Origin of the sequence: Flagellimonas baculiformis (genome assembly GCF_033441575.1) — a bacterium.
Taxonomy (GTDB): Bacteria; Bacteroidota; Bacteroidia; order Flavobacteriales; family Flavobacteriaceae; genus Flagellimonas; species Flagellimonas baculiformis.
Genome location: NZ_JAUZVW010000001.1, coordinates 59,146 through 78,254 on the forward strand (window position 1 = coordinate 59,146; position 19,109 = coordinate 78,254).

At 46.5% G+C, this 19,109-nt stretch carries 16 protein-coding genes and 1 other RNA gene; 12 read left to right on the forward strand and 5 right to left on the reverse strand.

All coding sequences use genetic code 11. The features are described 5' to 3' along the window. The 11 genes from SD450_RS00255 (at window position 1) to SD450_RS00305 (ending at window position 14,647) form a co-directional block, all read left to right on the forward strand. Window positions 1-1,233, forward strand: a complete 1,233-nt coding sequence (locus SD450_RS00255) for a M48 family metallopeptidase (RefSeq protein WP_318342657.1) — start codon at window positions 1-3, stop codon at window positions 1,231-1,233. A 44-nt stretch (window positions 1,234-1,277) separates the two neighbouring features. After that, window positions 1,278-3,482, forward strand: coding sequence for a RelA/SpoT family protein (locus SD450_RS00260; protein ID WP_318342658.1), 2,205 nt, complete (start codon window positions 1,278-1,280; stop codon window positions 3,480-3,482). A gap of 41 nt (window positions 3,483-3,523) precedes the next feature. Next, on the forward strand, window positions 3,524-3,979 hold the full coding sequence (locus SD450_RS00265; protein WP_072877505.1) for a Fur family transcriptional regulator: 456 nt from the start codon (window positions 3,524-3,526) through the stop codon (window positions 3,977-3,979). Between the two features lie 12 nt (window positions 3,980-3,991). Further along, the gene (locus SD450_RS00270; protein ID WP_318342659.1) at window positions 3,992-5,260 is read left to right on the forward strand and encodes an adenylosuccinate synthase; all 1,269 of its coding nucleotides are present in this window, start codon (window positions 3,992-3,994) and stop codon (window positions 5,258-5,260) included. 112 nt (window positions 5,261-5,372) lie between these two features. Continuing rightward, window positions 5,373-7,076, forward strand: a complete 1,704-nt coding sequence (locus SD450_RS00275; RefSeq protein WP_318342660.1) for an OstA-like protein — start codon at window positions 5,373-5,375, stop codon at window positions 7,074-7,076. After that, window positions 7,076-8,272, forward strand: a complete 1,197-nt coding sequence (locus SD450_RS00280; protein ID WP_318342661.1) for an aspartate aminotransferase family protein — start codon at window positions 7,076-7,078, stop codon at window positions 8,270-8,272. The genes SD450_RS00275 and SD450_RS00280 overlap by 1 nt, the downstream gene beginning before the upstream one ends. A gap of 86 nt (window positions 8,273-8,358) precedes the next feature. Then, entirely contained in the window at window positions 8,359-9,759 is a 1,401-nt protein-coding gene (locus SD450_RS00285) for a tetratricopeptide repeat protein (protein WP_318342662.1), read from the forward strand. 25 nt (window positions 9,760-9,784) lie between these two features. Next, a complete protein-coding gene (locus tag SD450_RS00290; RefSeq protein WP_318342663.1) occupies window positions 9,785-10,702 on the forward strand; it encodes a DUF368 domain-containing protein in 918 nt (305 codons plus the stop codon). 19 nt (window positions 10,703-10,721) lie between these two features. Further along, on the forward strand, window positions 10,722-11,759 hold the full coding sequence (locus SD450_RS00295; protein WP_318342664.1) for a DUF368 domain-containing protein: 1,038 nt from the start codon (window positions 10,722-10,724) through the stop codon (window positions 11,757-11,759). Beyond that, window positions 11,728-12,465, forward strand: coding sequence for a shikimate dehydrogenase family protein (locus SD450_RS00300; RefSeq protein WP_318342665.1), 738 nt, complete (start codon window positions 11,728-11,730; stop codon window positions 12,463-12,465). The genes SD450_RS00295 and SD450_RS00300 overlap by 32 nt, the downstream gene beginning before the upstream one ends. 142 nt (window positions 12,466-12,607) lie before the next feature. Continuing rightward, window positions 12,608-14,647, forward strand: coding sequence for a DUF349 domain-containing protein (locus SD450_RS00305; RefSeq protein ID WP_318342666.1), 2,040 nt, complete (start codon window positions 12,608-12,610; stop codon window positions 14,645-14,647). A 42-nt stretch (window positions 14,648-14,689) separates the two neighbouring features. Here SD450_RS00305 and SD450_RS00310 read toward each other — a convergent pair whose 3' ends face one another. Further along, window positions 14,690-15,109, reverse strand: a complete 420-nt coding sequence (locus SD450_RS00310; RefSeq protein ID WP_318342667.1) for a CBS domain-containing protein — start codon at window positions 15,107-15,109, stop codon at window positions 14,690-14,692. Window positions 15,110-15,323: 214 nt separating this feature from the next. Here SD450_RS00310 and SD450_RS00315 point away from each other — a divergent pair, with 214 nt between their 5' ends. Then, window positions 15,324-16,583 (forward strand): DUF7477 domain-containing protein, encoded by a 1,260-nt coding sequence (locus SD450_RS00315; protein ID WP_318342668.1) that lies wholly within the window; start codon window positions 15,324-15,326, stop codon window positions 16,581-16,583. Window positions 16,584-16,600: 17 nt separating this feature from the next. On the opposite strand, the gene rny is transcribed toward SD450_RS00315, so the two are convergent. The 4 genes from rny to SD450_RS00335 form a co-directional block, all read right to left on the reverse strand. After that, entirely contained in the window at window positions 16,601-18,172 is a 1,572-nt protein-coding gene (gene rny, locus SD450_RS00320) for a ribonuclease Y (RefSeq protein ID WP_318342669.1), read from the reverse strand. 51 nt (window positions 18,173-18,223) lie between these two features. After that, a non-coding RNA gene (ssrS, locus tag SD450_RS00325) (6S RNA) lies at window positions 18,224-18,330 on the reverse strand. A gap of 55 nt (window positions 18,331-18,385) precedes the next feature. Continuing rightward, window positions 18,386-18,679, reverse strand: a complete 294-nt coding sequence (locus SD450_RS00330; RefSeq protein WP_318342670.1) for a cell division protein ZapA — start codon at window positions 18,677-18,679, stop codon at window positions 18,386-18,388. Between the two features lie 14 nt (window positions 18,680-18,693). Further along, the gene (locus SD450_RS00335) at window positions 18,694-18,984 is read right to left on the reverse strand and encodes a hypothetical protein (RefSeq protein WP_318342671.1); all 291 of its coding nucleotides are present in this window, start codon (window positions 18,982-18,984) and stop codon (window positions 18,694-18,696) included. Between the last annotated feature and the right edge of the window lie 125 nt (window positions 18,985-19,109).

Below are 19,109 nucleotides of genomic sequence, written 5' to 3' on the forward strand. Positions count from 1 at the left end.
ATGGAAAAGACTTTGCTCTTTTATGTCATTTTGGTCATCCTGATAGTCCAATATTTGGTCCATCAACTTCTGGAATACCTGAACGCCAAGCGTTTTGGGGCAAACCTGCCCATGGAACTTTCCGATGTCTTTGATGAAGAAGAGTATCGAAAATCACAACAATACAAACAGGCCAATTATCGGTTTGGGTTGATTTCGGATGGCTTTTCGTTGGCCGTCACCATTTGTTTTTTGTGGTTTGGCGGATTTGAATGGGTCGATGGCATCACCCGCTCCCTTACCGAAAACCCGATTCCCATGGCATTGGTCTTCTTCGGGTTGATCACCTTGGGAAGCACCGTTCTTGGATTGCCCTTTTCCTATTACAGAACCTTTGTCATTGAGGAAGCGTATGGGTTCAACAAAACCTCCCGAAAATTGTTTTTCATGGACAAACTGAAAGGTGGCCTGCTCACGATTGTGTTGGGTGGCGGCATTTTGGCCTTGTTCATGATGTTCCTCCAATGGACCGGTCCCAACTTTTGGATCTACACCTGGGCCATGATAGGCGTAGTGATTCTTTTTGTCAATCTTTTTTATAGCCGTTTGATCGTCCCTCTTTTCAACAAACAGACACCACTGAAGGAAGGCAGCCTAAAAAAGGCCATTGAAAACTATGCCCAAAAAGTTGGGTTTGAATTGAAGAATATTTTTGTAATCGATGGATCTAAGCGCTCCACCAAGGCCAATGCCTATTTTTCGGGATTGGGAAAAGAGAAACGCATCACTCTTTTTGACACTTTGATAGACGACCTGAGCGAAGAGGAAATTGTAGCGGTACTGGCCCACGAGGTAGGACATTACAAGAAAAAACACATCATCTTCAACCTGATGGTTTCGTTGGCCCTGACAGGCTTTACCCTTTATGTGCTCTCCCTTTTCATCAACCATCCCGAGATATCGTTGGCGATTGGGGTGTCCACACCCAGTTTTCATGCGGCTTTGGTGGGGTTTGCCCTTTTGTACAGCCCCATTTCAGAAATAACGGGACTGGCGATGAACTATCTCTCCAGAAAATTTGAGTACCAAGCAGATGACTTTGCCAAAAACACTTTTGCGGCAACACCTCTGGTCACTTCGTTAAAAAAGCTTTCAAAGAACAACTTGAGCAACCTGACCCCCCACCCTGCTTACGTTTTTGTGCACTATTCCCACCCTCCGTTGATTGAGCGCATCAGAAACCTTAGGGCATAGTTTTTGTTGTCTAGCTGATAAGATTGTGCTAACTTTAATATACTATGACAGAGGCTGCGATTGAAAAAGAGAACAAGGAGATTGCAAAGCAGTACAAGGAACTGCTTCGCATAAGCTATCAAACTTTGACCGATGAGGACAAAAAGTTGATACGCTCCGCCTTTGATGTGGCCGTGGATGCCCATAAGGACCAAAGGCGGAAATCTGGCGAGGCATACATCTTCCACCCCATAGCCGTGGCCAAGATCGTGGCCTCCAAGATAGGTCTCGATGCCGTGTCCATAGCAGCGGCCCTGTTGCACGATGTGGTCGAGGATACCCCCTACACCCTTTCCGACATTGAGCGGATGTTCGGGGAAACTGTGGCCCGTATCGTGGACGGCCTCACCAAGATCGCCCACCTCAAAAAGGACATGGACATCAGCCAGCAAGCGGAGAATTTTAGAAAAATGCTGCTCACGCTGCATGACGATGTCCGGGTCATCATCATCAAGATTGCCGATAGGTACCACAATATGCTCACCATGGAGTCCATGCCAGAGCACAAGCAGGTCAAGATCGCTTCGGAAACCCTCTACATCTATGCTCCGCTGGCGCACAGGATCGGGCTGTACAACATCAAAACACATTTGGAAGACCTTTCCCTAAAATATACCGAACCAGAGGTGTACCATGATATCAAGGCCAAGGTCGAGGATACCGAAGAGGAGAGCTTGGCCTACATTGATGCCTTCTCCAATGTGATCAAAAAGTCACTGGACAAGGAAGGGCTCAATTACCAGATCAAGGGCCGGATGAAGTCCATTTTTTCCATCCGAAGGAAAATGAAGGCCCAGAATGTCTCCTTTGACGAGGTATATGATAAATTTGCCATCAGGATCATCTATAAATCTGACCGAAAGAACGAAAAGTTCCTTGCCTGGAAGATCTATTCCATCGTAACGGACCACTTCACCCCCAACCCCATCCGCTTGCGCGATTGGATCACTTCTCCCAAATCCACGGGCTACGAGGCGCTCCACATCACCGTAATGGGTCCGAAAGGCAAATGGGTGGAAGTCCAGATCCGAAGTGAGCGGATGCACGAAATAGCGGAAAAAGGCTATGCGGCGCACTTCAAATATAAACATGGTGACCAAAAGGAGCAGGGCATCGAGGAATGGCTCAATAAATTACAGGAAGCCCTTGAAAGTGCCAATGGCAATGCTGTTGACTTTGTGGAGGAATTCAAACTGAACCTCTACGCCAAGGAAATCTTTGTGTTCACTCCGAAGGGAGATCTAAAATCCATGCCCAAAGGGGCCACGGCCCTGGATTTCGCCTTCAACATCCATACCGAGATTGGCATGAAGACCCGTGGGGCCAAGGTGAATGGGAAATTGGTACCGCTGGGCACAGAGCTCCACAGTGGCGACCAAGTCGAGATCATGACCTCGGAAACGGCCAAGCCCAACCAAAGCTGGCTGGACTATGCCAATACGGCCAGGGCCAGGGCGAAGATCAAATCCTCATTGATGGAGGAGAAAAAGGAAGTGGCCGAAGAAGGCAAAGAAATCCTTCGCAGAAAGCTGAAATCCCAAAAGATCACCCTCAACGAGGACACGGTTAACAAACTGGTGAACTACTTCAAACTGAAGACCAGTCTGGACCTGTTCTATCGAGTGGGCATCGGGGTCATAGACAATGACAAGCTGAAAGATTTTGCATCGTCCTATCACAACGCCTTCATCAACTTCTTCAAGAACCGGATACGGAAAACCCCTGTCCCGAAAGATGTGGACAAGGACGAGATCACCACCAAGTACGACATGCTCGTGTTCGGCAAGGAAGAGGAACGGTTGAACTACAAACTTTCCCAATGCTGCAACCCCATTCCAGGGGATGAGGTGTTCGGCTTTGTAAGCGTGAACGATGGTATTAAGGTGCACAAGAAAAACTGCCCCAATGCCATTTCCCTGCAATCCAACTATGCCTACCGCATCATGACCGCCAAGTGGATTGATTCTACCCAGGAAGAATTTTCGGTGGACATACAAATTACGGGAATCGACAACCTCGGACTGGTCAAGGACATCACCAAGATCATTTCCGAGAACATGCACGTGAACATGCGGAACCTCAATTTCAGTGCGGATGGCGGCACCTTCAAAGGGAAGATCACTCTCGTGGTAAAAAACAACAACATCCTGAAAAGGCTCATGGACAATCTAAAGCAGGTAGAGGGGATCGACAAAGTCACCAGAATTTAATTTTTAGCTGTACCTTTGTGCATTAGCATAGGTAGAAAGCCATGGGAAACAATAAGAATCAGGAAATTGTAAAAAACGTGTTCACTGCGTTCCTTGAGGAAAAGGGGCACCGGAAGACACCTGAGCGCTACGCCATTTTACAGGAAATCTATGAAAGTGACGATCATTTTGACGTGGAATCCCTCTACATCAAAATGAAGACAAAGAATTACAGGGTGAGCCGCGCCACGCTCTACAATACCATTGAACTCTTATTGGAATGCAAACTGGTACGCAAGCACCAATTTGGAAAAAACCAGGCACAGTACGAGAAATCCTATTTTGACCGTCAGCACGACCATGTCATTCTTACCGATACCGGAGAGGTGGTCGAGTTTTGTGATCCCCGCATCCAATCCATAAAAAAGACGATCGAAGAGGTTTTTGACATCAAGATCAACAACCACTCGTTATATTTCTACGGAACCCGAAACAAAGAAGAAAACCTAACAGAATAACCAACACATTTCATGGTAGATTTATTGCTTGGACTCCAATGGGGAGATGAAGGAAAAGGAAAAATTGTTGATGTACTAACCAAGGAATACGATATTATCGCCAGATTTCAAGGAGGCCCCAACGCAGGGCATACCTTGGAGTTCGATGGCATAAAACATGTGCTACATACCATCCCCTCTGGAATTTTTCACAAAAATGCCATCAATATTGTGGGCAATGGTGTGGTCATTGACCCCGTCATTTTCAAAAAGGAACTGGACAACCTCGAAAAGTTCAACATCGATATCGTTTCCAAGCTGTTGATCTCGCGCAAGGCACATCTCATTCTTCCCACGCACCGTTTGCTGGATGCCGCTTCCGAAGCCTCCAAGGGAAAAGCCAAAATCGGTTCCACCCTCAAGGGCATTGGCCCTACCTATATGGACAAAACCGGACGCAACGGAATGCGTGTGGGCGATCTGGAATTTGACGATTGGAAGACGAAATACCGTGCCCTCGCCGACAAGCACGAGGCCATGATCGATTTTTACAATGCGGAGATCGAATACAACTTGACCGAATTGGAGGCCGAATTCTGTGAAGGTGTGGAAACCCTCAAAAAATTGACCTTCATCGACAGTGAGGAATACATCATCAAAGCACAGGCAGAAGGAAAGAAAATACTTGCCGAAGGAGCCCAAGGTTCCCTTCTGGACATTGATTTTGGGACCTATCCCTTTGTCACCTCATCCAACACCACCGCAGCAGGCGCCTGCACTGGACTGGGTGTTGCCCCCAACAAGATCGAGAAGGTATTGGGCATTTTCAAGGCCTATACCACCCGAGTGGGCAGTGGCCCCTTCCCCACCGAACTTTTTGATGAGGATGGAGCGACCATGGGACGCGTGGGCAATGAATTTGGTGCCACCACGGGAAGACCAAGGCGTTGTGGCTGGTTGGACCTTGTCGCATTGAAATATGCCGTACAGATCAATGGCGTGACCGAATTGATCATGATGAAAGCTGATGTCCTCAGTGGATTCAAGACCATTAAGGTCTGTACCGCCTATGACTATAAAGGAGAAAAGATACAGCACCTTCCCTACAATATTGAAAGTGAATACGTTACTCCTGTTTACACAGAAATGAAGGGTTGGGCGAAGGACCTTACCAAATTAACCACAGCGGAAGAGCTTCCTCCTGCACTAGAGGATTACATTACATTTTTGGAAGAACAACTACAGGTACCGATCAAGATTGTTTCTGTAGGGCCTGATAGATTGCAGACAATACATCGGTAATATCAAGGTTCTGATAGAAAAAGGGCATGGGGTCGCATTTGAGCCGTTTCCCAAACCTTTCTAAAGGATTGGTGCCACTTTCGGCAAAAACCCTACTTTTGGGCAAAATTCCATGGATTTGAAAAGAATTTCTTTTTTCATTCTATTGCTGTGTTTTTTTGGGGCATCTGCCCAGGAGAATGGCCAAGAGACCCAAGGCAGGCAAATCAATATTGTCTATGGGGCCAACTTTACCAAAGATGAGGCCCAGTTCCCGGGTGCTTCCATATTCAGCAAGGACGATGAAAGACAGGTACAGTTTGAACACCAAGGTGCCGACCTTTGGTGCGATATCGCCATTTTTTACACAGAAGAGAACCGTCTGAAGGCCATTGGCAACATCCGTTTGCAACAAGGGGATTCCATAGAGATGAACAGTGGCAAGATGGATTATGACGGCAATACCAAACTGGCCAAGGCTTGGGAAAGTGTGGACCTGACCAACGGACAGATGACCCTCACCACGGACACCCTTTATTTTGACCGTGAAAAACAATTGGCCTATTACAACTCTGGCGGTAAGGTGGTGGATTCTGCCAATGTGCTGACCAGCAAGGTGGGCACCTATTTCATGACCCCAAAAAAGTACCAGTTCCAAAGGAACGTGCACATAGACAACCCCGAGTACATCATCGATTCGGAACAGTTGGATTATTACACGACCTCCAAAAACGCATACATGTACGGCCCCTCCACCATCACGGGGGAAGAATACAAAATTTACTGTGAACGTGGGTTTTACGATACCAAAATCGAACGGGGATATGGCATCAAGAACACACGGATCGATTATGACAACAAGATCATAGAGGGCGATAGTCTTTATTTTGACAAGGTCAGTGAGTTTGCCTCGGCCACCAACAACATCAAGATCACCGACACCATCAACAACGGGGTGATCAAGGCCCATTATGCCGAAGTCTATAAGGCGCTGGATTCCGTTTTTGCCACCAAGCGGGCCGTTTCCATCAGTCTGGTGGAGAATGACTCCCTCTACATGCACGGCGACACCCTTATGGTGACCGGAAAACCTGAAAAAAGAATCCTTAGGGCTTTCAGAAATGCCAAATTCTACAAAACGGACCTGAGTGGCAAGTGCGATTCCATCCATTTTGATGAGACTACCGGAATCACCCAATTGATCAAAAATCCCATTATGTGGAATGTGGACAACCAGATCACGGGTGACAGCATCCACCTAATTTCCGATATGGAAACCGAAAAAATGGATTCCCTCAAAGTCATCGAAAACGCCTTCATCATTTCCCTGGACACCATAAGTGGAACCGGATACAATCAGGCCAAGGGAAAAAACCTTTATGGGAAATTCATCGAAAACGAACTGAAAATCATAGATCTGGTCGCCAATACCGAGGTCATTTATTACATGTACAATGACGACCAAGAGCTTATCGGCATTGACAAGACCATCTGTAGCAAGATCCGATTGATCATGGCCGACAATGACATTCAGGACATTACCTTCTTCGTCAATCCCGATGGGGACATTTTCCCCGAAAAGGACCTGCCCGTGGAGAGTAGGAAATTGAAGGGTTTTGTCTGGCGGGGCGATGAGCGCATCATGTCCAAGGACGAAATCTTTGATGAGGACGACAATACTATTGAACTGGTAAAGATCCGCGGAATCGATAACCCCATAGACATCGATGCAGAGGAAGAGGAACGGCAAAAAAATGAGAACGATCCCATCAACGCCCCCAACAACAAGGCCACACAGCCAAAAAAGACCCAAATAAAAAAAGTACAGGCCCCCTAATGTACAAAGACGACTTTTTCATCCATCAAGCCCAGACCACACCACATCCCTTGGGGTTGGAGGTTTCCCATGCAAAGGGCAGCTATATCTACGACCAAGAAGGCAAGGCACACTTGGACTTTGTGGCCGGCGTGTCCGCCTGTGGGTTGGGCCATGGTCATCCCAGGGTGATCGAGGCCATCAAAGAACAGGTGGACAAATACATGCATGTGATGGTCTATGGGGAATATGTGCAGCAGCCAGCGGTGGAATTCACCAAACTATTGGCCGCCCACCTACCCGAAACTTTGGAGACGACCTATTTGGTCAATTCCGGCACAGAGGCCATGGAAGGAGCCATAAAATTGGCCAAAAGACATACCGGAAGATCGCAGATCATTGCGGCCAACCATGCCTACCACGGCAACACCATGGGCAGTTTGAGCCTTATGGGCTATGAAGAACGCAAAAGTGCGTTCAGGCCGTTGATTCCCGATGTGCGCTTCATCAGCTTCAATGTTGCGGAAGATTTGATAAAAATCACCGAAAAAACGGCCGCTGTGGTCTTGGAGACCATACAAGGCGGAGCTGGTTTCATCCTTCCGGAAAATGGGTATCTGGAAAAGGTCAGAAAACGCTGTGACGAGACGGGCGCTCTGCTCATCCTTGATGAGATCCAACCCGGGTTTGGAAGAACAGGAAAGCTTTTTGCCTTTGAACATTTCAACTGCGTGCCCGATATCCTTGTGATTGGCAAAGGAATGGCTTCCGGCTTGCCCGCAGGTGCCTTTGTGGCCTCAAAAGAGATGATGGCACAGTTGCAGCACAGCCCAAAACTGGGACATATCACCACCTTTGGTGGAAATCCCGTGATTGCTGCCGCCAGTTTGGCCACTTTGCGGGAACTAACGGAAACCGACCTGATCGCACAGACGCTGGAGAAGGAAAAGCTGTTCCGAAAACTGTTGGTCCACCCCTTGATCACCGAGGTACGGGGCAAAGGACTGATGCTGGCCGCAATGCTGGAAACCAAGGAAGTGGCCGACTATTTGATCTTGGAGGCTGCCAAAAGGGGACTCATCCTTTTTTGGCTGTTGTTTGAAGGTAGGGCAGCAAGAATTTCACCTCCTTTGACCATTTCGATGAAAGAAATTGAGGACGGTTGCGACTTAATCATTACGATTTTGAACGAGTACAAACCAGACACTGTTAACTAATTTGTTGATAACATACCCGATTTTTGGACCTAAAGAGATACCCAAAGGGTTAATTTTAAGTCCATAGTCAAACCAAAAAAGTTCCTATGGCGTTAGATTCTAACGAATATCCTGACAAATCCATCAGCAAATTCGAGTCAATGCTCAAGACGGACGACGTCTATTTCTTTGACTCCGAGGACTTTGAGGAAATCATTCACCACTACCTCAACAACGGAAAAATCTCCCTTGGGAAGAAGGCCATCCAAATTGGTCTGGAGCAACACCCAAACTCCTTGGAGCTAAAACTGTTGCAGGTTGAAGTATTGGCATTTGAGGACAAATTCGAGGCCGCTGAAAAATTATTGGACGAAATACAGGACATAGACGCCCTCAATGAGGAAATCTATATCCAAAGGGCCAACATCCAATCCAAACAGGACAACCACCAAGCCGCGGTAAACCTGTTATTGGACGCCCTGCACCTCACGGACGACACTTTTGACATCCATTCCCTCTTGGGCATGGAATACCTGTTCATGGACGATCATGAACGTGCCAAACTCAGTTTCATGAAATGTGTGGAGTATGACGAAAGTGACTATTCATCGCTCTACAATGTCATCTATTGTTTTGAGTTCCTTGAAGATTTTGATGGTGCCATACATTACCTGAACGACTATTTGGAACGCAATCCCTATTGCGAAGTGGCCTGGCACCAGTTGGGCAAGATGTACTACGCCATGGACATGTTCCAAGAAGCCCTGACCGCATTTGATTTTGCCGTTATTTCCGATGATTCCTTCATCGGGGCCTATTTTGAAAAAGGCAAGGTGCTCGAAAAGTTGGGACGGTACAACGAGGCCATAGAAAATTACGAGGCCACCATTTCCATGGAGGATCCCACTTCCCATGCATTCCTTCGTCTTGGGAAATGCCATGAAAAACTGGGCAACTACGATCTGGCCAAGTACTATTACTATCATACTGTACACGAAGACCCTTTGCTGGACAAGGGCTGGTTGGCCATTACGGATTTCCATTTCAGGCAAAAGAACCATGAGAAGGCACTGTATTACATCAACAAGGCCATCAATATTGATGGAGAGAACCCGCTCTATTGGAAAAAAGCCGCCAAGATCTACTTTGCCCTGGAAAATCTGGATGAGGCCGATTTCGCTTACAAACAGACTGTGGACCTAGGAAACTATGAACTGGACACTTGGAAAAATTGGGCAGAGGTCCTGAAAAGAATGGGCGATCTGAATTCCGCGATACAAGTTTTGATCCAAGGGTTGGAATTTTATCCCGACAGTGCCAAACTCACGTATAAACTGGCCGGAATCTACCTCAAGAACAACGATGTTGCCGAAGCCAAGAAAACTCTGGCAGATGCCATGAAAATGGACTTGGACAAACTGGAACTGTTCGACGGGGAATTTCCCGAGTTCAGCGAAGTGAAATGGGTAAAGGCCTTGGTTTCCAAAATAAAAAAGACCTCGACCTAATCCCCTACCCTTATATCCCAGCTACATGAAACCACGCCGAATAGCGGACTATATTATTATTACCCTCAAAGGAATGGCCATGGGTGCCGCAGATGTGGTCCCTGGTGTATCTGGGGGTACCATTGCCTTTATTTCGGGCATCTACGAGGAGCTTATTACCTCCATCAACAATATTGACCTGTCCCTTATCACGATTTTGCGGAAAGAGGGCATCAAGGCTTTTTGGAACAAGATCAACGGCAATTTTTTACTCGCTCTTTTTGCGGGCATTTTTATCAGTGTGCTTTCCTTGGCCAAGTTTCTTAGTTGGCTTTTGGAAAATGAGCCCGTACTGCTATGGTCCTTTTTCTTCGGATTGGTAGTGGCCAGTGTGTTTTTTGTGGGGAAGGAAATCAAAAAATGGAACTTGAGCACTGTGGTCGTTTTTGTGCTAGGTGCCGTCGTTGCCTATTTTATCACCGAACTTCCCGTCGGCGCAAACACGGACAGCCTGCCCTATCTTTTCATGTCGGGGGCCTTGGCCGTATGCGCTATGATTCTCCCAGGTATTTCCGGAGCTTTCATTTTGGTACTGCTGGGCTCCTACAAGACCATTTTGGATGCCGTGCATGAAAGGGACATCAAAATAGTCCTCACCGTTGCCCTGGGGGCCATTGTGGGACTTTTGAGCTTTGCCCGCCTGCTGAAGTGGATGTTCAACAACTATAAAAACATCACCTTGGCTCTGCTCACCGGTTTCATTTTGGGCTCCCTGAACAAAATATGGCCTTGGAAAAAGGTACTCCAGACCCGCACTTTTGGGGATAAGACCATTGTTGTCGATGACATCAACGTTCTGCCCGATGCGTTTGAGGGCGATAATCAATTAATGCTTGCCATAATCTTAGCCATCATAGGTTTTTCGCTTATTTTTATCCTGGAAAGAGCAGCTTCCAAAAAATAGGAAAAACATATTTTGGCCCATGCACCAACCTAGGACGTTTCTGGATAATTTCTTCTTGGTCATCAAGGGCCTCTGCATGGGGGCGGCCAACAAGGTGCCTGGGGTATCCGGCGGCATCGTGGCTTTCGTGGGCGGCTTTTACGAAGAGTTCATCTATTCCCTCCAAAAACTGAACTCCAAGGCGATGAAACTGCTGTTCAATGGCAGGTTCAAGAGTTTTTACAAATATACCAACGCACAGTTTTTGGCCCTGCTGATTTTTGGGATGCTGGTAAGCTATTTCAGTGTTTCAAGGATCTTGGATTATTTTTTGGATCATAACGAAATCTTTGTCTGGGCCACATTTTTTGGAATGGTCATCGGGTCCATCTACTACATCGGCAAAGATTTTGAACCCTGGAACCGAAGAACGCTTACCGCGGGCATCATCGGACTGGTCATCGGCATTTCCATCAGTTTTCTCAGTCCAGCCAAGGAGAACGACAATTTGATCTTTATTTTTTTATGCGGGATCATCAGTGTTTCCGGAATGACACTCCCCGGCCTTTCAGGTTCCTTCATCTTGATCCTTCTGGGCAACTATGTGTTGCTTCTGGTGGACTCGGTAAATGCCCTCTATGACACCTTTTCGGATATTTTTTCGGGAGATTTCAGTTTTGTGAACAACCCCGAACGGATGGAGACCCTCAAAATATTGGCGGTGTTCACGACGGGATCGGCATTGGGACTGGTGACTTTCTCCCATTTGCTGAGTTATGTGCTCAAACATTACAAGGCCACGACCACGGCCGTGATCTTGGGTTTTATCACAGGTTCGCTCGGGGTGCTTTGGCCATGGAAAAAGACCATGTTCAAACTCAGTCCGGAGGGAAACCCCTTGCTGGATTCCAACGGGGACAAAATAGTGCTCAACTACGAACGCTACCTTCCCGACATGGCATTGGCCGAAACCTGGTGGGCTTTGCTTTTTATAATCCTTGGGATTTTGGTATTATTGCTATTGGACTGGTATGGAAAGAACAGAAATGAAAAAAAACAGGTACGGACTTCTCGGTAAGAACATCTCATATTCCTTTTCCAAGAGCTATTTCACCCAGAAGTTCAAAGATCTCGGGATGGATGACCACAGTTATGAAAACTTTGACCTTCAGGACATTTCCGAACTGGAAACCATTCTTTCACAGGACAACATCAAGGGATTCAACGTAACCATCCCATACAAGGAAGAAGTATTGGCCTATCTGGACCAATTGGACTTGAAGGCTGAAAAAATCGGTGCCGTGAACACCATCAAGATCATCGAAAATGGTCTGAAAGGCTTCAACACAGATGCCTACGGTTTTGAAAAATCCCTTACACCTTTGCTAAGACCCCACCACAAAAAGGCCCTGATATTGGGTACGGGCGGAGCCTCCAAAGCGGTCCGTTTTGTGCTCGAAGAGATGGGCATAAGCACCACCTACGTTTCGCGAAGCAAAAAAGCGGGACAGTACACCTATGATGAACTGGACAAGGCCATCATGGAAGAAAACACCCTCATCGTGAACTGCACGCCCTTGGGCACCCACCCCGATATTGAAAAAAAACCTGACCTTCCCTATCAACATATCGGAAAGGAACATTTGCTGTACGACCTAATCTACAACCCCGACAAAACCGCTTTCCTTGCCTTTGGGGAAGCCCATGGCGCAACCATCCAGAATGGTCTTGGGATGCTGCAATGGCAAGCCGAAAAGGCTTGGGAAATCTGGAACACACCTTAAAAAAGGCCCTCCACATACCATTTTGATCGATCCAAACATCTTATTGCCAAGGCAAAAGAAGAATCAATACTTTTGCTAATGGCCAATTAAGTTGTTAAATTGGCTATAATTATCATCAATCAAAAGCTAAAGCTACTTACTAATGCAGGACAACGAACACAAACTTCAGCAAGCTGAAGGTGGCACAGAGCAAACATCGGACAACAACAAAACATCTTTGGAAGAAAGCCCCATTTCTGAACCGAACGTGTCCGAGGAAACTGTATCTGAACACAAGGAAGAAACCAAGGAGGAGAGCAAAGTCTCCAATGAGGATCATACAAAGGATGCCGACCCCGACGATCATTTGGATGAGATTGATGAATCCAATGCGGAGGATGCGGAAGATACCGACAATGAAAAACGGCACTACATCCCCTTCCTGGATTACCACTCCATGCCCATGGAAAACTTGGTGGGCGAGCTCCAAAAATTGGTTCGAAACGAAAAGGTACAGGCCATTGGCAAACATGTCAGTGCCATAAAATATGAGTTTGACCAAAAATTCCAGGAGTTTTTGGAACACAAGAAAGAAGAGTTCGTGTCCAAGGGAGGCAATGAAATCGATTTTAGGTACAACTCCGTCGCGAAAAGGCAGTTCAATGAAGTATATGCCGATTACCGCGAAAAACGGGACCAATACTACAAACAACTGGAGCAGAACTTGAAAAACAATCTCCAAAAACGGTTGGAAATCATTGAAGAGCTGAAAGGACTCATCGATGTAGAGGAAGACATCAACACCACCTACAACAACTTTAAAAACCTGCAGGAAAGTTGGAAAAATGCAGGGCCCATTCCCCGTAACAACTATAACGACGTTTGGCGCACGTACCATCACCATATGGAAATCTTCTACGATTTCTTGCACCTGAACCGGGAACTGCGCGACCTGGACTTCAAACACAATCTTGAGGAAAAACAAAAATTGGTGGAGCGGGCCGAGGCCTTGGCCCATGAACCCGACCTGAACAAGGCCTTTAGGGAACTCCAGACCCTTCATAAAATTTGGAAAGAGGACATTGGTCCCGTGGCAAAGGAGAATCGGGAGGAAATATGGGAAAGGTTCAGCAATGCCACCAAGGCCATGCACCAACGTAGGCAGGAGCATTTCCAAGAACAGGAAAAGGTCTATGAAAAAAATCTGGAGAAAAAACAGGAGATCATAGCCTCCATTGCACAGATTTCCGGAAATGTGGCCAATAGCCATAGGGCCCTTCAACAACAGATCAGTGAAGTTGAAAAGCTGAGGGATTCCTTTTTCAAGGCCGGCAAGGTGCCGCAAAGGGTCAACGAGGAAACCTGGAGCCACTTTAAGGATGCTGTCCGTAAATTCAATAGGAACAAGAACGCTTTTTACAAGAACCAGAAAAAAGAACAACAGCAGAACCTTGATAAGAAACAGGCCCTTTTAGATCTGGCCCTTTCTTTAAAAGATCGGGATGATTGGGATGAGGTCACCCCCGAAATGAAGCGCATCCAGAGTGAATGGAAGAAAATTGGCCATGTCCCCAGAAGGTATTCGGACAAGATCTGGAAAGAGTTCAAGGATGCATGCAACCACTATTTTGACCGCCTTCACTCGGAAAAAAACGAGGCACAGAAGGACGAATATGAAAATTATGAGAAGAAAAACGCCTGTCTGGAACGATTGAAGGAGTTCCAACTCAGTGGGGACAAAAAGAAAGACCTGGCCGAGATCAAGGAGTTTCTTGCCGAGTGGAAGCAATACGGACGGATTCCCTACAACAAGAAACACATCAATGGGAAGTTCAATAAGATCGTGGACGCCCTTCTGAAAAAGGTGGGAGTGAGCAGGCAAGAGTCGGAGCTCATCAAATATGGAAACAAGGTGCAGGAGCTGGCCAAAACGGAGGACGATCGTGCCATTGGCAATGAACGAGTCTTCATCCGAAAGAAAATAGAAGAGAGCAAGTCAGAGATACGCCAGTTGGAGAACAACCTTCAGTTCTTCTCCAATGATTCCGAGGACAACCCATTGGTACAGGAGGTCATCAAAAACATAGACAAGCAGAAAGAGGCCCTTCAGACCTGGAAGGAAAAGCTCAAAAAGCTGAACATCCTAGAGAACAGGCTCAACCGGGAGGCCGAAGAGGAAGAGAACAGCAACGAAGAAGAATAACGAAATCGCCCCAAAATTGGGGCGATTGCTTTTGTTACCGGTTCAATATTGTTCCAACAGATACCGTATCAAATCGGTAGTGGTGACAATGCCCACCAGCTTTCCGTCATCCACAACGGGAAGGGCATGAAATTCCTTTTGTGATAAAAACTGTGCCACATCCCTGATCGTGGTCTTGGAGGTTACCGTAACCACATCATGCACCATCACTTGGGGTATAGTGAACATGTTGTAAACTATGGAGTCCACATACTCCTCATGTTCGTCAATGGCATCCGCAAAACTGATGCGGAGTAGGTCCGTATAGCTCAGCATTCCAATGATGGCATCTCCCTTTACCACTGGAATGTGTCTGATATGATGCTTCTTGAAAAGTCTTTCTGCAGTGACTAGGTCATCTTTTGGTCCCAATGTGACCAATTTTTTGGTCATGATCTCGGAAACAGGTACGCCCTTTTTCATCGTTGTAAAAGTTTATTGTTCCGAGCATAAAGCTACCCTGATCAATCTGGGAAAAGTATGATAATTGTCAGCCCTCCAACCCTGCTGACCTCCAAAAATCAAACATTGGTTATCTTTTTTGGACCGTACACCGCATTTCTTTTGAAGATTTGGGAATAAAAAGGAAATTTCACAGGAAATTCAAACCCGTGACCAACCAACACACCTTTTACCAATGACCAAAAAAACAATTTTCCTGGCCCTTTACCTATTGTTGGGCTTCCAAGCATTTTCTCAATCCCCTTATTACGAAACCAGTTGGATCAGCAACAACGTAAAATATACGGGCTTTGTACTCTTTTTTAGTGATACCGAAGCCCTGATACGCATAAAATATTTTGCCAATGGCAGTGACAAGGTCGCACAATACATAGGTACTTTGAAAGAGTTTACCAAGACCAATGGCATCAAAGATCATTTTTTGGATGGAGAAAACGCGGTCATCATCAGAGGTCCTGAAAATTCCAGTTACAGTCCGGACAACTTTTATATGGAAGATATGCCCGATGGCACCTACAAGGCCTATACAGTGGATGACAATGCTTTTGCCGGTGGGGACATCACGCAATACATGAAACCTATGCTTTATTGGATCAATTTAGATCCGAAATCGGTAAACGAAGGTTATCTGGACGATTACATGGACAAGGATGAAGACATCTATAAGGCTGTATTATTTGACAATTTCGGGGAGCTGGAACTTCCCATATATACCAATGCCATAACGGCGTTCGCAAATGGAGAGATAGATGGTAAATCCGCCTGGTCCGTAGTAATGAGCAACATGGTAAACAATTCCTATGAAAAACAAAAAATATTCCATTCCGCCCAATTCCCTTCCGATTGGGTCAAATCCCAATGGGACTTGGGGTACACCATTACCTCAGTCGAGTTTGACAAGACCAAGAAGACCTATTTAGTGGTCATGAGCAGGACTTCCCGTTGGGGGAGCCAATCATGGAAACTATCAGAAATTTTTCCCAAAGATTGGATTACTGAAAGGTGGAACAACGGTTATCGTATCACTTCGACCGCCTATGGCAACGGGCAATGGGTCGTGGTCATGAACCAAGATACAGGCTATGACCAACAGCGATGGAAAACCTTCGAGTCGGAGATTCCCAAAGAGTGGATAGAACAGAATTGGAACGAAGGCTATTCCATTACTTCGGCCGGCTATGGGAACGGCCTTTGGGAAGTCACCATGACCACAAACTCCAAATTGGGCCTTCAGAGCTGGAAAACGTGGTCTGATTACCCACTCGAGTATATCCAGGAAAAATCGAATGAAGGGTATGATGTTACGACCATTGCCTATGGTAACGGAAATTGGTTTGTGGTGATGTCCAAAAGGACCATCTACGACTACAACACCTCATACTCCAGTTATGACAACATTCCTTTGGAATGGATATTCAAGAATTCCAGGGATTAAAAATATCCGAGAATAGCTTATTTCGCCACGTTCACAGAGCGTGTCTCACGGATTACGGTTACTTTCACCTGACCGGGGTAGGTCATATCGGTCTGTATTTTCTGGGAAATCTCAAAAGATAGTTCAGCGGCCTTGTCGTCGCTCACTTTTTCACTTTCCACAATGACCCGAAGCTCCCTTCCTGCCTGGATGGCATAGGCTTTCTGTACCCCGTTGAACCCAAAGGCGATGTCCTCCAGGTCTTTCAAACGTTGTATGTAAGAATCCAACACCTGTCTTCTTGCTCCGGGACGTGCACCACTGATGGCGTCACATACCTGAACGATGGGTGAGATCAAGGTGGTCATCTCAATTTCGTCGTGGTGGGCACCAATGGCATTGCATACCTCGGCTTTCTCCCCATATTTTTGGGCCCACTGCATTCCCAAAATGGCGTGTGGGGTTTCCACTTCCACTTCGGCCATGGGCACTTTACCTATGTCGTGCAGAAGTCCTGCCCTTTTGGCCAATTTGGGGTTGAGTCCCAGTTCGGCGGCCATTACGCCACAGAGCTTGGCCACTTCCCTAGAGTGCTGCAACAGGTTCTGCCCATAGGAAGAGCGGTATTTCATTCGTCCAACGGCCTTTATCAATTCTGGATGTAGTCCGTGGATGCCCAGATCGATCACGGTACGCTTACCAATCTCGGCTATCTCCTCGTTGATCTGCTTTTCGGTCTTCTTCACCACTTCCTCGATACGTGCAGGGTGGATTCGTCCATCGGTCACCAACCTGTGCAATGAAAGTCGGGCAACCTCCCTTCGCACTGAATCGAAACAGGACAGGATGATGGCTTCCGGGGTATCGTCCACAATGATCTCCACCCCAGTGGCCGCCTCGAGGGCACGGATGTTCCTTCCTTCCCTACCGATGATGCGCCCTTTGACGTCATCCGATTCCAAATTGAAAACGGACACACAGTTTTCCACTGCCTCTTCGGTCCCGATACGTTGAATGGTATTGATGACTATTTTCCGAGCCTCTTGCTGTGCGGTGAGTTTGGCTTCTTCCAAAGTGCTCTGCAGATAGGCCATGGCATCCGATTTTGCGGTTTCTTTCAAGGATTCCAACAATTGGCTCTTGGCATCTTCTGCGGACAGCCCGGAAATCACTTCCAATTGCTGCACTTGGCTTTTGTGGAGTTTTTCCACCTCCGACTGTTTCTTGTCCAGTATCTCTCCTTTATAATTGACTTCCTTGATCTGGTCCTGCAGTTGGTCGTTCAGTTTTTTGTTCTTGGCCAGTTCGCTGCTCACTTGGGATTCCTTGTCCCTGATGCGCTTCTCGGCCTCCGCGATCTTTTTGTCCTTGCTGATGATGACTTTTTCATGCTCTGCCTTCAACTCCAAAAACCTCTCCTTCGCCTGTAAAATCTTGTCCTTTTTGATGTTCTCCCCTTCCTTGTTGGCTTCTTTTAATATATTCGATGCCTCCCGCTTCGCGTTGGCAATGGTCTTGGATGCCTTGCCCTTCTCCATCATCTTGGCTATGGCGAATCCTATGCCCAGCCCTACAACAGCTGCTACAACGATCACTATGATATTATCCATGTTTGATTATGTTTAGTTAAAAAAAAGCCCACATTGGCCGAAGTTTTGTACAAACTCCTAATTACAGGTTTAGGGCTAACAGGCTGATCAAGGATCCCTTGGACAGGGCATGCTTTTACAACCTAAACTCACCCTTTTTAATTATAATAGTGTTGAGCTTGTCAAAAATGTATTACCAATGTGGGCAGTAACAATAATTTTATTTAAAAGAACTTATTCCCCCAGCTTGGAATGTACCAGCTCGTTGAGGGCCTTGAGGCGCTGCATGGCGGCCTCTGCATTTTCCGAACGGTCTATTCCACCTTGCTCAATTTTTGAGGCAAATTGTAAGGCGCACATCGCCAGAACATCCTGCTTGTCCCGAACCGCATAGTTCTGCTCAAACTTTTTGGCCAAGGTTTCAATGTTCTTGGCCGCTTTTCGCAATCCTTCCTCCTGCTTGGGATCTATCGTCAACGGATACACCCTGTCAGCAATGGAAAGTTTTATTTTGAGCTTCTCTTCCATGGTTTGGTTACAGATCAATCCGAGAGCTTGGCAATGCAAACATCCAATTCGCGGATCAATGTATTTATCTTGAGCTTAGCTTCTGTTTTGCTAGTATTACTACCCAGCATCGTGTTTGCCAGTTTCAGGGAATTGTATTTCTCTTCCCATTCTGCCAGAGCGTCCTCTTTGAGCTTGCTTTCCTCTTTTGCAAGTTCCAATTCTTCTTTCAACTTGGCGTTCATCTGGTGCAACAGTTCCATTTTGTGCAGCAGTTTGCTCACCTTGTTCTCCAAAGAATCCACAATCTCAACAAGTTCGCTCATAGATGCAAACAACAATGCGTATCACACAAAGTTAACGATCCTCGAATAACTTCACAATACTTTTCGGTATTTATTCTTTGGGGCGGTCAATAGGGCCCAAATCGTTTTTCATGAACAAAACATTG

Bases quoted from the DNA above. Each gene is read 5' to 3' on its own strand.
- SD450_RS00255 (WP_318342657.1), top strand. From the start codon at position 1: ATGGAAAAGACTTTGCTCTTTTATGTCATTTTGGTCATCCTGATAGTC.
- SD450_RS00260 (WP_318342658.1), top strand. From the start codon at position 1,278: ATGACAGAGGCTGCGATTGAAAAAGAGAACAAGGAGATTGCAAAGCAG.
- SD450_RS00265 (WP_072877505.1), top strand. From the start codon at position 3,524: ATGGGAAACAATAAGAATCAGGAAATTGTAAAAAACGTGTTCACTGCG.
- SD450_RS00270 (WP_318342659.1), top strand. From the start codon at position 3,992: ATGGTAGATTTATTGCTTGGACTCCAATGGGGAGATGAAGGAAAAGGA.
- SD450_RS00275 (WP_318342660.1), top strand. From the start codon at position 5,373: ATGGATTTGAAAAGAATTTCTTTTTTCATTCTATTGCTGTGTTTTTTT.
- SD450_RS00280 (WP_318342661.1), top strand. From the start codon at position 7,076: ATGTACAAAGACGACTTTTTCATCCATCAAGCCCAGACCACACCACAT.
- SD450_RS00285 (WP_318342662.1), top strand. From the start codon at position 8,359: ATGGCGTTAGATTCTAACGAATATCCTGACAAATCCATCAGCAAATTC.
- SD450_RS00290 (WP_318342663.1), top strand. From the start codon at position 9,785: ATGAAACCACGCCGAATAGCGGACTATATTATTATTACCCTCAAAGGA.
- SD450_RS00295 (WP_318342664.1), top strand. From the start codon at position 10,722: ATGCACCAACCTAGGACGTTTCTGGATAATTTCTTCTTGGTCATCAAG.
- SD450_RS00300 (WP_318342665.1), top strand. From the start codon at position 11,728: ATGAAAAAAAACAGGTACGGACTTCTCGGTAAGAACATCTCATATTCC.
- SD450_RS00305 (WP_318342666.1), top strand. From the start codon at position 12,608: ATGCAGGACAACGAACACAAACTTCAGCAAGCTGAAGGTGGCACAGAG.
- SD450_RS00310 (WP_318342667.1), bottom strand. From the start codon at position 15,109: ATGAAAAAGGGCGTACCTGTTTCCGAGATCATGACCAAAAAATTGGTC.
- SD450_RS00315 (WP_318342668.1), top strand. From the start codon at position 15,324: ATGACCAAAAAAACAATTTTCCTGGCCCTTTACCTATTGTTGGGCTTC.
- rny (WP_318342669.1), bottom strand. From the start codon at position 18,172: ATGGATAATATCATAGTGATCGTTGTAGCAGCTGTTGTAGGGCTGGGC.
- SD450_RS00330 (WP_318342670.1), bottom strand. From the start codon at position 18,679: ATGGAAGAGAAGCTCAAAATAAAACTTTCCATTGCTGACAGGGTGTAT.
- SD450_RS00335 (WP_318342671.1), bottom strand. From the start codon at position 18,984: ATGAGCGAACTTGTTGAGATTGTGGATTCTTTGGAGAACAAGGTGAGC.